Genomic DNA, 12240 nt, shown 5'->3' on the forward strand with positions numbered 1-12240 from the left:
CGCGCGCTCCTGCGGGGGCTTTCCCGCTCGCTTGTCCGCAAACCCTGTGCTAGGCTGGGATTTAGCAATGCAGATACAAGTCGTTTCCAAAGGCATCGATGTGTCCGAAGCGCTCCGCGAGGAGATCGTCGGTCGTGTCGAGGAAGCCGTATCCAAGTATTTCAACCGTCCCAGCGAAGCCTATATCGCGGTCTCTCGCGAAGGCGGCGGATTCCGGGTCACCGTCTCGCTGCACCTGCCGTCCGGCGTGATGCTGCAGGCGCAAGGCGATGACGGCGACGCGTACAAGGCCGCCGACAAGGCCAGCGAACATCTCGAAAAGCGCTTGCGCCGCTATAAGCGGAAGCTGAAAAATCACCATAATGAAAACAAGGCCGAACTGCCTGCCGAAACCACGCCGATCACGGTGTTTCGCGGCCGTCCGGACGACGATTTCGACGATGAAGACATGGACGCGCCCGGGGGCGACGAGCCGGTCATCGTCGCGGAAACGCCAGGGGAGTTGCGGGCTATGACAGCCGGTATGGCGGTTCTGGAACTGGAAGCGGCCGGGGCGCCCTTCCTGATGTTCCGAAATATCGCTCACAACGGGGTCAATATTGTCTACCGCCGCCCGGACGGGCATGTCGGCTGGATCGATCCCGATCGGGACAAGAGCGGCTAACCCTCTGCATCAATCCGGGCCGGCGCGAGAGGCGCGACCGAGCCCCCCAAACCGGACACACAACATGGCTCTTTCCGATCTGTTATCGGCCGACGCCGTCCTTGGAACGCTCAATGCGTCCAACCGCAAACAGGCGCTGCAGATGATGTGTGAAGCTGCCGGTGCGAAGCTGGGCATCGATTCGCGCGGCATTCTCGATGCCGTGATGGAGCGCGAGCGGCTGGGGTCGACGGGAGTCGGAGACGGCGTGGCCATTCCGCATGCCCGCCTGGACGGGTTGAGCGGGGTTCTCGGGCTGTTCGCACGGCTGAAGACACCGATCGACTTTGATGCCATGGACGGCCGCCCGGTCGATCTGGTCTTCCTGCTGCTGGCGCCGGAGACGGCCAGTACCGAGCATCTCAAGGCGCTGGCGCGGGTAAGCCGCGTGTTCCGCCGCGACGATATCCGCACCCGGCTGCGGATGACGGATTCGCGCGACGGAATGGCCGCGCTGCTGACGCTGCAGGAAGATTCCGACGCGGCCTAGCCGAAGCAATTTCCACGTCCAAAATTGAATGATTGGTCCGCCTTCGCCAAGGCTCCGGCGGGACAGCCTTCACTCGTTTACTTAGGTTTGGCTTGCCTAGCCGAAGCTCGCAAAGCGAGCGAAGGCTGGTGGAGCTAGGCGGAATCGAACCGCCGACCTCGTCATTGCGAACGACGCGCTCTCCCAACTGAGCTATAGCCCCGACCGATTGGGAGGCGGATGAATAAGTCCGGGCGGATCGGGCGTCAAGATTGCTCGCCAGATTGCGAAACCCGCGCACGGAATTGGCCGAATCGTTTCAATTGTGCAGAATTACGCGAACGACAAGCGAGCTGCGGGGGCGAAGTTGGAGCTGTTTGTTTCTGGCATGACCATGTCCGGCTTTATGCCGCACGGGATGTGTTTCCTGTGGACGCCATGGATATTGTGGACCCATGTATCGTCGGATGCGATCATCGGCCTGTCCTATTTTTCCATTCCTTTCGTGCTCGGCCTGTTTGCACTCAAACGCCCGGATGTGCGCTACCGGCCGACGCTCTACCTTTTCATGGCGTTCATCCTGCTGTGCGGTGCGACGCATTTCATGGCTCTCGCAGTGATTTGGCATCCGCTGTATGAAATCCAGGGGATTTTGAAAGCGGCAACGGCCGCGGTGTCATTGTTGACGGCGATCATGCTCTGGCCGCTCCTGCCCAAGGCCTTGGCCCTTCCGTCGACCGCCCAGCTCCTTGCCAAGAACACGGAATTGTCCGATGAGGTCGAACGGCGGCGGATTGCCGAAGTCGAACTGACGGCGGTGGCGCGTTCGCTTGAGACCCGGTCGAAAGAGTTGACGCAATCCAATGAAGCGCTGCGCCAGTATACCGCGGTGGCCTCGCATGACCTGCAATCGCCACTGAGGCACATCACGATGCTGGCGCAATTGTTGGAAGAGGAAGCGTCCGATGAGCTCAGCCCGCAGGGCCGTGAAATCATCGGGAATATCGTCAACGGCACCCAGCGCATGCAGCGCATCATCGAGAGCCTGTTGGAGTATTCCACACTGGTGGAACGGGAACTCGTAAGGGAGCCGGTCGATCTCGAGGCTGTCGCACGGGAAAGCGTGAAAGGGCTCGCGCGCGACATCAAGGACGCAAAAGCCGACATCCATCTCGACATGGTGCCGGTCAAAGTCGCGGGCGATGCCAAAATACTCTCGCGGCTGTTCGACAATCTCATCGGCAATTCGCTGAAATACCGGTCGGAAGCGCCGCCGCGAATCCGGATCACTAGCGTGGCCGATGGCGACCAGTTGGAAGTGTCGGTTACAGACAATGGTATCGGCGTACCGAACGCCTACGCCGATCGGATATTCGAAATGCTGCGCCGGCTGCACCGGGAAAACGAGATCCCCGGAACCGGCATCGGCCTATCCCTCTGTCAGCGCATTGTCGAAAGCCATGGCGGCGAGATTTGGCTCGATAAGACATATTCGAAGGGCGCTCGGTTTTGTTTCACGCTGCCGATTTCAAAACCAGAATAGCATTCTAGCCGGACCTCTTGCGAACGGGCGGTGCGCAAGCATCGGCGCGTCTGAGCCAGCCTGCTTGCGCCACGCCTGTGAATGCGGCTAGACGGAATGTTCCCTTAGCGACGACAGATGGCGAGCATGCGCAGCAATCAATCCTTTCTGGACGGTCTGATCGTCTACATCATTGATCCCATTCTCGGCCTCTTCATCCTGCTGATGATTGTGTCGATCATTTTGAGCTGGCTGATCAGCTTCCGGATTATCAATCCCTACAATCCGTTCGTTGGATCGATCTGGCGAATGACCTCGACGATTACCGAACCGGTGCTGAAGCCCATCCGCAGCATCCTGCCCCCTCTGGGCGGGCTGGATTTCTCACCGATCGTGGTCATCCTGCTGGTGCAGTTCATCCGCGGCTGGCTTCTGCCCGAACTGATGTTGCGCTTCTAGGTCCGGGAGGTTCGCGCGGAATGACGGCAACCCTGATCGACGGCAAGGCGGTTGCCGAGGATATTGATCGCCGGGTGGGCCAGGCCGCGGCGCAATTGCGGGGCCTGCTGGGCCGCAAGCCTGGCCTCGCCGTGGTGCTGATCGGCGACGATCCGGCCAGCGAGGTCTATGTCCGCAACAAGGTGCGCCGGGCGGCCCAGGCCGGCATGGAGTCGATGGAAATCCGGAAGCCGGCCTCGATCACACAGGATGAAGCGATCGCGATTGTCCGGCAGCTCAATGGCAATCCCTCGGTCGACGGCATTTTGGTGCAGATGCCCTTGCCCGATCACATCGATGCCGGCGCGGTCATTAATGCCATCAATCCCGACAAGGATGTCGACGGGCTGACCGCTGTCAGCGCCGGCCGGTTGCTTGCCGGCGAAGACGGGCTGCGGCCGTGCACACCCGCCGGATGCGTCCTGCTGGCCGAACGGGCGATGGGTGACCTGACCGGAAAATCGGTCGTGGTCATCGGCCGCTCCATTCTCGTCGGCAAGCCGGCAGCTTTGTTGTTCCTCGAAAAGAACTGCACGGTGACCATCGCGCATTCCCGCACCCGCAACCTGCCGGAACTCTGCCGCTCGGCAGATATTCTCGTGGCCGCGGTGGGCCGGCCGGAAATGGTCCAGGGCGACTGGATCAAGCCGGGGGCGTGCGTGCTGGATGTCGGCATCAACCGTGTCGATGCCCCCGAAAAAGGCCCGGGAAAAACCCGGCTGGTGGGAGATGTCGATTTCGCCGCGGCATCGGAGAAAGCAGGTTGGATCACGCCGGTTCCGGGCGGCATCGGCCCCATGACGATTGCCATGCTATTGCGGAATACGATGACCGCAGCGGCACGGCGCGCCGGCATCGATCTGGCCGTGGCGCGCTGACCGGCGGCGGATGAACGTCAACGTCACGTTAATGGAAACTTGGGACAAGAAGGCTTGGCCGGGGAGGGCAATTCATGTCGGCATTGCGGGTGCTACACGTCGAAGACGATTTCGCGGACGCGTTACTGGTTCAGAACACGGTCTTCGAATCCGGCGACTTCGAGATCGGTTTCGAGGTCGCGCGTGATCTGCAGGACGCCAAGCGCAAGCTTCACGCCCGTGACTATGATCTCGTGCTTCTGGATCTAAGACTGCCGGATTCGGTCAATCCGGAAGATACGCTCAACACGATGCAGTCGCTGTGCCCGGATACGCCGATCGTGGTTCTGTCCGGATCGGTGCGGGTCGACCGCTATACGCTGCCAAAAGACATTCAGTTGCTCGACAAGAATGAGCACCTGACCGGCCGCAAGTCGGACGCCACGCGGCCGCTGGCCCAGATACTGCGCATTTCCGCGGCGAATGACGATTTCGCGCGGATCTAGACTCTCGCGGCGTCCATCTTGCAGACCAGCATCCGGGGCTAGCTGGAGCGGTTCAAATTGGGTCAGGTCAGGGCTTTACACTCCATCCGCCATTTAATGGCCAGACCGCCGGTATACCGGATTTCCGCGCTTTTCCGGCGAACCAATCTCACGAAATCAAGGACGTCATCCTGGCTTGCGGGATACGCGATCTAGGCCATGGATGTATCCGTCATCATACCGACTTTCCGCCGGCCCGAGGGCTTGGAGCGCGCCGCCCGCAGCGTTCTTAACCAGGCCAATCCGTGCGGTTTGAGTATCGAGCTGATCATCGTCGACAACGATCCTGGCGGGTCAGCGCTGGATGATGCCGGCGCCCTTGCCGAGGCAACAGATCTGCCCGTCCGCGTGGTTCACATGCCGGAACCGGGCGTTGCAAACGCCCGCAATGCAGGGCTTGCGGCCAGCACGGGCGAGCTGATCGCCTTTCTCGACGACGATGAGGAAGCTCCGGCAACCTGGCTCTGCGAACTGGTCGGGACCATGCGGTTTTATGACGCCGATGCCGTATTCGGACCGGTGCGGACCCGTTTGCCCGACGATGTGACGCGGCACCGCGAGTATTATTCAGAATTCTTTGCCCGGTCCGGCCCGGATGAGAGCGGGCATATCGATCATTATTACGGTTGCGGCAATTCGCTGATCCGGCGCTCTGCCCTACCGGGCGGTCAGCCCTTCGATACGGAGCGGAACACGACCGGCGGCGAGGACGATCTCCTGTTCGCGCAAATGCAGGCGGCGGGCGCGGTGTTCGCCTGGTCCGCCGAGGCCTGGGTGTTCGAAGATCCGCTGGCGAGCCGCGCGACGCTTCAATACACGCTCAAGCGGGCGTTCGCCTACGGCCAGGGACCGAGCGCGGCTTGCGCCTCTCGCCGGCCGGTCAATATACCCGGCATCATCTTTTGGATGGTGGTCGGTGCAGGCCAAGCTGTTGTCTACGGTATCGCCGCCGGTTTGCTCTGGGCCATCGGCGCGCCGCGCCGGGCGCGGATGCTCGACAAGGCCGCGCGGGGACTGGGCAAGGTGTTCTGGGGTGGCCCGTTCAAGCTGGGCTTCTATGGCAGCGCTGCCGCCTAAGCCGCATCTGCCGGCGGGTTCAGGCTTTTCATCATCTGCTCGATATCGGTCAGTTTTTCGCGCTTTGTATCGGCCTTGGCTTCCTCCAGCCCAGCTTCCGAGCGAATCAGCCGCATGGCCCGTTGTTGCGCCAGAGCCGCGCATTTGCCGGCCGGCACTGCCTGGCATGTGACCAGCTTCAGCAGCGAGGCGGCCCGGTCAAGAACCGGCTGGTCGCCATTGGCAATCGCGTCGATCAGCCCGGATCGCTCGATAATCTTCATGCCAACGGCGTCAAACGTATCTGACAAACCGGCTTTTTGCTCGTCCGGGTAGTTGCCCTTCAAGGCGCGGGTCTGGAAGCGGGACAAGCGGTGCAGCCGGTCAATCGGCCGGCCGTCGCCGGACACGAACCAGCTTTCGGTCTTGTGATTTCCCAAGCAAGCCCGGATATAGCCGGCCAGCTTGTGCTTGTTCTGGCCGCCGACGATATTCTCTTCAAGCGCCAGGAGTTGGTCGATTTCGTCGTCGGGATGGCTGCACTTGTCGAGGAAATCTCCGATTGTCTCCGGTGTGAGCAACCGCGCGGAGCGTTTCGAGAAGGCGTCTTGCAGCGCGTCCGGTGACAGGTCCGGCCCCTGCGCAATCACCAGCTTCTGCGCCAGCTTCCGGGCCAGTTTCACTTCGGCCATCACATCGCCGGGGCGTAAACGGCGCGGCCGGCGAAGGCGCTCCAGAAGGGCGGCGGCGACGGCCGTCCGGCTGGATTTGAAATCACCGGCCGCCATGAGCTCGGTCAGCTTGCGGGCGCCCTTCGGTGCATTCTCCAAGCTCTCGGCTGCCGCCGAGCCGTCATACATGTCGGCCAATAACTGGACTTCGTCTCCGAGCTCGTCGACCGACCCCAGCAGGGCGGTCAGGCCGGAGTCGAATCCCAGAATCTCTGCGACGAAGACGTCCAGTTGCTCGACCGCGAGCGCCCGTGCTTCGGAATCGGACGGAAGATCGTTCGCGAACTCCATTAGAACCGCGAGTTTCTTGCTGTAGCTGCGCTCATTGCTGAGCCGGTCCGCCAGCGCGGCGCGGATTTTGTAGACGGCGGTCTTGGGCGCGAACTCGTCGACCAGCTTCGAATAGGATTTGTATTCGGAGAAGCGCGGCAATTTGCCGGCCTTGCCGTCCTTATAGATGCGGTCAAAGGCTTTCTGGGTCAGCTCATTGAGCTGTTTCACATAGGCATGCACCGTCGAATCGCCGTCCCGCGCACTGGCGACCGCCACCTTCTGGATGGCATGCTGCAGCTCGGTCCCGCCGGATTCCAGATCCTCGGCTTGTGCGGGGCTATGCATCAACTCCATCGGCGTGACCTGCTTGCGCACGAACCATTCGTTGAGCACGCGGCTCATCGTGTCGCGGGCCGACGGGTTGGTCAGATCGTCCGGCGAGACGCAGGGCAGCGAACCGTCGCCGGTCTTGTCCTCTTCCTTTTCGAAGCGTTCGGCACCCTCTTCAAATACGGTCGTCGACCGGAAGGTGCGGCTGTCGTCGTCAAAGCGCTCCTTGCTGACCCGGACCGAACCGGTAGGCATGTCGGCGAGAAGCTTGCGTGCAATTTCGATGGCTTCCTCGCGGCCCGGACGTGCCTCGGCGAGGGTCCAGCCGGCCTTGCGGTGCTTCTTGACGAAGACTTCGAAATGAACCTTGCCTGACGGCATGCGGGCAGCTCCGCTCGATAAGGTTGAATAAATGCCACTGAAACATTTAAGGCGTGGTGAACCCTGACGCTTTCGCTTCGCGTTCAGCTTGTCTAAGGTCCGGAAAACACATTTGGGAGACAGGCCAATGGCCACGATCGCGCTGGTCGACGATGACGAAAACATCATCACTTCGGTCTCCATCTTTCTGGAGGGCGAAGGCTATACGGTCCGCACCTTCAATGACGGATCGAGCGCTCTGGAAGCGCTGACCACGGATCCGGCGGATCTGGGCGTGTTCGATATTAAAATGCCGCGGATGGACGGGCTCGAACTGCTGCGCCGTTTGCGCCAGACGTCGAACATGCCGGTGATCTTTCTGACATCCAAGGACGACGAGTTCGACGAGGCTCTGGGGCTCAATCTCGGCGCCGACGATTATATCACGAAGCCGTTCTCGCAACGGTTGCTCGGCGAACGGGTCAAGGCGGTCCTGCGCCGCGCCCGGCCGGACCCGGTCGGCGAGCCCGGTTCCGGAAATGGCGATTCGAAACCGATCATGCGCGGCCGGCTGTCCCTCGATCCCAATCGCCACTCCTGTGCGTGGGAAGGCGAGCCGGTGCGGCTGACGGTCACCGAATTCCTGATCCTGCAATCGCTGGCCCAGCGCCCCGGCTATGTGAAGAGCCGCGATGCGCTGATGGACGCGGCCTATGACGATCAGATCTATGTCGACGACCGCACGATCGACAGCCACATCAAGCGCATCCGCAAGAAATTCAGAGAGGTCGACAAGGAGTTCGACGCCATCGAGACGCTTTATGGTGTTGGATACCGTTACAAGGAGAGCTAGCAGCGCGCTGACATCGGTTCGCGGCGCCTCGTTCTCGCGTCTGGCCTGGATCATCCTGGTCGCCAACGGGCTTGCGCTGATTGTGCTCGTCATCGGTATGCTGGCGGTGTCGGAGACCCGCCGCGGCCTGGTCAATGCGAAGCTGGATGCCCTGCGCGTGGAAGGCGAGCTGATCGCCAATGTCATGGCCGAAGGCGCGGCCGAAAGCGACCCGTCGCCGGTTCTGATCGAGGGCGATGCGCGCCTGCTTCTCCGCGATCTTTATGTGCCTGACGATGTGCGGGCGCGGATTTTCAACAAGGCCGCGCAACTGGTCGCCGATACCCACCTTCTGAACAACCGGTTCGATGTCACGGTCCTGCCACCGCCCGGTGAAGAGTTGCCCAGCGATCTTGCCGAAGATGCGCGCAGCCTGTTGTCGCGGCTGCTCGACGGTTTTGGCGGCCTGTTCCGGACCGATGAAGAACGCGCGGCGCTGAACCGGACACTTGAGGAGGAGGTCGCCACCGCGATTGAGGGCAACATCGTCGCCGGCGTGCGGCGTCAGCCCGACGGATCGCGGGTGGTGTCGGTAACAGTGCCGATCCAGCCGGTGCGCGCGGTGGTCGGTGTTGTGACGCTTGAATCTTTCGACCTGGATGAGCTGATCGCGGACGAGCGGCGGGCGCTGTTCCCTTTCATCCTGATGGCCGCACTGGTCTCGATCCTGTCATCGCTCATGCTGACCGTGTTCATCGCGCGTCCCATCCGGCGTCTCGCCAAGGCAGCGCGGCGCGTGCGCCAGGCGAAAGGCCGGCGGGTTGAAATGCCCTCGCTGGCAGGCCGGCGCGACGAGATCGGCGAGCTCGGCGAGGCGATGCGGCTGATGACGGCAGCCCTGTATGACCGCATGGATGCGATCGAGCAATTCGCCGCAGATGTCGCGCATGAGCTGAAAAACCCGCTCACCTCGATCCGCTCGGCGGCCGAGATCCTGCCGCGCGCCAAGAGCGCGGAGCAGCGCGACAAGCTGCTGGCGGTAATCGCCTCGGATGTACGCCGCATGGACCGGCTGATCACGGATATCGCCCGGGCTTCGCGGCTTGATGCCGAGCTGGCGCGCGAAGATGTCGGGCAGGTCGACCTCGTCCGCCTGATCCGGGATACGGTGTCGTCCTATCTGACCGCGCAAGTTGGCGGGCCCGATATCGTGTTCCAGACGGCGCTGGACGCAGGTCCTGTGGAGGGCCGCGCGGCGCCGATCGGACAGGTCATCCGGAATCTGATCGACAATGCCTTGACCTTCTCGCCGCCCGATGGCCGCATCACCATAGGCCTGACGCTTGAAAGCGATGAAACGCTTGCGATCCGCGTCGAAGACCAGGGCCCCGGCATTCCGCCGGAAAGCCTGGAGACGATCTTCAAGCGCTTCTACACCGAGCGTCCGCAAGGCGCGGAGTTCGGTTCACATTCGGGCCTCGGCCTTGCTATTGCGCGGCAGATTGTACGGGTTCACGGGGGTGAAATCCGGGCCGAAAACCGGACCGGTGAGTCCGGCAATATTGCCGGCGCGCGTTTCGTGGTGACCTTCCCTCACGCTGCGCAAATATGACGGCGGCGTGAAAAAAGACCTTTTCGTTACAGAATGGCCGCGATTTAATTACATCCCTATGGGGTGAGGCATGATCGGCTTCCTGATCGTTACACACGGTGAACTGGCCCGCGAATTCCTGGCGGCGACCGAACATGTCGTCGGCGCGCTTGAGCAATGCGAAGCGGTGTGCATCGGTGCGGACGACGATCTGGCCGAGCGCAGGGACGATCTGTCCGAACGGATCCGGCGCCTGGACACCGGATCGGGCGTGCTGATCCTCACCGACATGTTCGGCGGCACGCCGTCCAATCTTGCCATTTCCCAGCTTTCACCGGGCAAGGTCGATGTCCTCGCCGGCATCAATCTGCCGATGATGATCAAGCTGGTGGAATCGCGAGAGACGCTCGGACTGGAAGCGCTGGCAGAAGCCGGCGAACAGGCCGGCCAACGCTATATCGCCCGGGCTGCCCGGGTGCTGGAAAGCGCCAACAAGTAATGCCCGCATCCCGATCGGTCGTCATCTGCAATGAGCGGGGCTTGCACGCTCGCGCCTCCGCGAAATTTGTCGATCTCGCCACCGGGTTCGATGCTCTCATCGAAGTGCAGCGAGGCGATGAGCGGGTCGAGGCCTCCTCAATCATGGACCTTCTGATGCTGGCCGCCAGCCACGGCACCGAGATTACCATTCACGCTGACGGACCGGACGCCGAATCAGCACTGTCTGCGCTGGTCACGCTGATTGAAAACCGGTTCGACGAGGCCGTTTAGGCCTAGGAGCGGTTGTCGCGATCATCCGCAGGCGCATCGTCACCGCTTTTCTCGTCCGATGCCCTGGTCAGGAACGGATCTGATTCATCGTCGGCTAACGCTGTTGACCCTTCGACATCGTCCGTCTCGCCTTCCACATCGTCGGCGGCGGCGGTTTCGGCGCGCGGGGCGTCGTCAATTTCCGGCTCTGCTGGCGTTGTGCCGGCGTCTTCTTCACCCGTTTGCGGCCTTTCGCTGACGCTTTCTGGCGGCGCGGCCTCGGCGGGCGTCTGGATCAGATCCGGCGTGTCCTCCGGATCCGTTGCCCCCTCGTCCTGCGGCTCGGCATCGCTCACAACCGCAGCCATGGCAGGAGCCTCGGCGCTTTCCGGTTCGCCGGCTTCGCCCGAACCGCCGGATTCACTCACCGCGCGGTTTGCCAGCGGCGGCGGCGGCGGCAAGATCATCTCGCGATCATCCGCCGCATCGTCATTTTCTGCCGCGGCCGGGACGGCGAGCGACGGGACTGGCGCCGGATCGTCGCCGTTCTCGCGCTCATTGTCGGCGCGGGCCGCGGCCAGTTCCTCGTCGCTGGGCAGCTCATCGTCTGCGTCCGGTGCTTCAGATTCAGCGTCATCCCCGGCGCGGGTTTCCCCGTCCTCTGCCGATGCATCGCTTTCGTCAGCCGGCTCGCTGGTTTCCGCGTCAGCGATTTCCGGCTCGGAAACGGTTTCACTGACCTCTTCAGCGGCTTTCGCCTGGGCGGCAGAGGCCGCGAGCGCCGCTCCGGCAGCCGCCGGTGCCGTCACGGCCTCGCGCGGCGGATTCCGCAGTATATTCTCGCTCAGGCGCGCAATCCGGCCCTCCAGACGCGCCGCGTCGCGGGTGCGATTGACGGTCCCGCCAATGCAGAACAGCAGGGCCACGCCGGCCAGGGCCAGCAAGGCAGGCATCAGCGGCGATGCCGTGCCCAGGGCCAGGCCTGCGACCAGCGCCGCCACGATGTAGAGCGGCACCCAGACGATACGCCAGGACCGGGCGAAATAGGTGAACAGGGCCAGCGCCGACAATAGGAGGGTGAAAGCCAGCCCGCTCGGTGTCAGCCAGCCCGGCAGGCCCAGCTGCGATGCCAAGCTGCCGAAGCCCGGTATTGCGGCCGCCAGATCAAACCCTGCCAGGGCCGGAATCTGCGCATTGGCCATCGCAAACAGGTCGAGTTGCGGCAATGAGGCGAACAGCGCCGGATCCACTTCCAGCATGAACAGGCGCACATCGGGCCAGGAAAAGGCGATGGTCGCGACAATGAAAGCGATCATTGCCAGCCACCAGTTCAGTGCGCGTGTAATGCCGCTGCGGCCAAGTACGCCGGTGGCATCCGGCGCGGTCCGGGTCCACGCATTGCGGTCGTGATTGATCAGCGCGACCGGCCGCGATCTGTGGGCGGGTCCGCTCTGCAGGCGGAGCACGGTAACGGTCTCGCCATTTTCCAGAGGTGTATCAGGACGCGACAGGTGAAGGGTCTGCTTATGACCGTCGACATTGCGGACTTCGTGCTCGCCGCGGCGGCGATGCGATGCGTCCGCGGTGACACCCGGCGACGCATAAAACTCGACGCGCTTACGCCCGAAACCCAGGCTGGCGTGTGCCCCCGGAATACTCGACATGAACCCACCCCCTGATGCATTTCGCGGCACACCCGCCGCCACAAGGCCCGCCTCCCGCG

13 protein-coding genes and 1 tRNA gene are annotated in these 12240 nt (G+C 62.6%); 11 read left to right on the forward strand and 3 right to left on the reverse strand.

The window, feature by feature from the left end; all coding sequences use genetic code 11:
- The first annotated feature begins 67 nt into the window (after nucleotides 1–67).
- On the forward strand, nucleotides 68–664 hold the full coding sequence (gene hpf, locus ACO08C_RS06675) for a ribosome hibernation-promoting factor, HPF/YfiA family (protein WP_421788503.1): 597 nt from the start codon (nucleotides 68–70) through the stop codon (nucleotides 662–664).
- A 64-nt stretch (nucleotides 665–728) separates the two neighbouring features.
- Nucleotides 729–1193, forward strand: coding sequence for a PTS sugar transporter subunit IIA (locus ACO08C_RS06680; RefSeq protein WP_421788504.1), 465 nt, complete (start codon nucleotides 729–731; stop codon nucleotides 1191–1193).
- Nucleotides 1194–1319: 126 nt separating this feature from the next.
- Here the strand turns inward: ACO08C_RS06680 and ACO08C_RS06685 are convergent.
- Nucleotides 1320–1395 (reverse strand) — tRNA-Ala (locus ACO08C_RS06685).
- 144 nt (nucleotides 1396–1539) lie between these two features.
- On the opposite strand from ACO08C_RS06685, the gene ACO08C_RS06690 reads away from it, so the two are divergent.
- The 5 genes from ACO08C_RS06690 to ACO08C_RS06710 all read left to right on the forward strand — a co-directional run bounded on the left by ACO08C_RS06690 (nucleotide 1540) and on the right by ACO08C_RS06710 (nucleotide 5671).
- Nucleotides 1540–2715: a sensor histidine kinase gene (locus tag ACO08C_RS06690; protein ID WP_421788505.1), complete on the forward strand. Its 1176-nt coding sequence runs from the start codon at nucleotides 1540–1542 to the stop codon at nucleotides 2713–2715.
- Nucleotides 2716–2841: 126 nt separating this feature from the next.
- Nucleotides 2842–3153, forward strand: a complete 312-nt coding sequence (locus ACO08C_RS06695) for a YggT family protein (protein ID WP_421788506.1) — start codon at nucleotides 2842–2844, stop codon at nucleotides 3151–3153.
- Nucleotides 3154–3173: 20 nt separating this feature from the next.
- Nucleotides 3174–4070 carry a bifunctional methylenetetrahydrofolate dehydrogenase/methenyltetrahydrofolate cyclohydrolase FolD gene (gene folD / locus ACO08C_RS06700; RefSeq protein ID WP_421788507.1) on the forward strand — a complete coding sequence of 299 codons (897 nt, stop codon included), beginning with the start codon at nucleotides 3174–3176 and terminating at the stop codon, nucleotides 4068–4070.
- A 74-nt stretch (nucleotides 4071–4144) separates the two neighbouring features.
- Entirely contained in the window at nucleotides 4145–4555 is a 411-nt protein-coding gene (locus ACO08C_RS06705) for a response regulator (RefSeq protein WP_421788508.1), read from the forward strand.
- A 198-nt stretch (nucleotides 4556–4753) separates the two neighbouring features.
- A complete protein-coding gene (locus ACO08C_RS06710; RefSeq protein WP_421788509.1) occupies nucleotides 4754–5671 on the forward strand; it encodes a glycosyltransferase family 2 protein in 918 nt (305 codons plus the stop codon).
- Here the strand turns inward: ACO08C_RS06710 and ACO08C_RS06715 are convergent.
- Nucleotides 5668–7365, reverse strand: coding sequence for a hypothetical protein (locus ACO08C_RS06715; RefSeq protein ID WP_421788510.1), 1698 nt, complete (start codon nucleotides 7363–7365; stop codon nucleotides 5668–5670). The two genes, ACO08C_RS06710 and ACO08C_RS06715, sit on opposite strands and share 4 nt — an antisense overlap.
- Nucleotides 7366–7492: 127 nt before the next feature.
- On the opposite strand from ACO08C_RS06715, the gene ACO08C_RS06720 reads away from it, so the two are divergent.
- From ACO08C_RS06720 to ACO08C_RS06735, 4 genes are all read left to right on the forward strand, one after another.
- Complete coding sequence (locus ACO08C_RS06720; protein ID WP_421788511.1) at nucleotides 7493–8197, forward strand: response regulator transcription factor; 705 nt, start codon at nucleotides 7493–7495, stop codon at nucleotides 8195–8197.
- Entirely contained in the window at nucleotides 8166–9788 is a 1623-nt protein-coding gene (locus ACO08C_RS06725; RefSeq protein WP_421788512.1) for a stimulus-sensing domain-containing protein, read from the forward strand. The genes ACO08C_RS06720 and ACO08C_RS06725 overlap by 32 nt, the downstream gene beginning before the upstream one ends.
- Nucleotides 9789–9858: 70 nt before the next feature.
- Nucleotides 9859–10266 carry a PTS sugar transporter subunit IIA gene (locus tag ACO08C_RS06730; RefSeq protein WP_421788513.1) on the forward strand — a complete coding sequence of 136 codons (408 nt, stop codon included), beginning with the start codon at nucleotides 9859–9861 and terminating at the stop codon, nucleotides 10264–10266.
- Nucleotides 10266–10538, forward strand: coding sequence for an HPr family phosphocarrier protein (locus tag ACO08C_RS06735; RefSeq protein ID WP_421788514.1), 273 nt, complete (start codon nucleotides 10266–10268; stop codon nucleotides 10536–10538). The genes ACO08C_RS06730 and ACO08C_RS06735 overlap by 1 nt, the downstream gene beginning before the upstream one ends.
- 2 nt (nucleotides 10539–10540) lie before the next feature.
- Here the strand turns inward: ACO08C_RS06735 and ACO08C_RS06740 are convergent, their stop codons facing one another.
- Nucleotides 10541–12181 (reverse strand): hypothetical protein, encoded by a 1641-nt coding sequence (locus ACO08C_RS06740; protein ID WP_421788515.1) that lies wholly within the window; start codon nucleotides 12179–12181, stop codon nucleotides 10541–10543.
- Nucleotides 12182–12240: the final 59 nt, after the last annotated feature.

This window comes from Hyphobacterium sp. (assembly GCF_965229905.1).
In the GTDB taxonomy this organism is placed as follows: domain Bacteria; phylum Pseudomonadota; class Alphaproteobacteria; order Caulobacterales; family Maricaulaceae; genus Hyphobacterium.

Bases quoted from the DNA above. Each gene is read 5' to 3' on its own strand.
- ACO08C_RS06730 (WP_421788513.1), top strand. From the start codon at position 9,859: ATGATCGGCTTCCTGATCGTTACACACGGTGAACTGGCCCGCGAATTC.
- ACO08C_RS06720 (WP_421788511.1), top strand. From the start codon at position 7,493: ATGGCCACGATCGCGCTGGTCGACGATGACGAAAACATCATCACTTCG.
- ACO08C_RS06740 (WP_421788515.1), bottom strand. From the start codon at position 12,181: ATGTCGAGTATTCCGGGGGCACACGCCAGCCTGGGTTTCGGGCGTAAG.
- ACO08C_RS06725 (WP_421788512.1), top strand. From the start codon at position 8,166: ATGGTGTTGGATACCGTTACAAGGAGAGCTAGCAGCGCGCTGACATCG.
- ACO08C_RS06705 (WP_421788508.1), top strand. From the start codon at position 4,145: ATGTCGGCATTGCGGGTGCTACACGTCGAAGACGATTTCGCGGACGCG.
- ACO08C_RS06680 (WP_421788504.1), top strand. From the start codon at position 729: ATGGCTCTTTCCGATCTGTTATCGGCCGACGCCGTCCTTGGAACGCTC.
- ACO08C_RS06695 (WP_421788506.1), top strand. From the start codon at position 2,842: ATGCGCAGCAATCAATCCTTTCTGGACGGTCTGATCGTCTACATCATT.
- ACO08C_RS06735 (WP_421788514.1), top strand. From the start codon at position 10,266: ATGCCCGCATCCCGATCGGTCGTCATCTGCAATGAGCGGGGCTTGCAC.
- hpf (WP_421788503.1), top strand. From the start codon at position 68: ATGCAGATACAAGTCGTTTCCAAAGGCATCGATGTGTCCGAAGCGCTC.
- folD (WP_421788507.1), top strand. From the start codon at position 3,174: ATGACGGCAACCCTGATCGACGGCAAGGCGGTTGCCGAGGATATTGAT.
- ACO08C_RS06710 (WP_421788509.1), top strand. From the start codon at position 4,754: ATGGATGTATCCGTCATCATACCGACTTTCCGCCGGCCCGAGGGCTTG.
- ACO08C_RS06715 (WP_421788510.1), bottom strand. From the start codon at position 7,365: ATGCCGTCAGGCAAGGTTCATTTCGAAGTCTTCGTCAAGAAGCACCGC.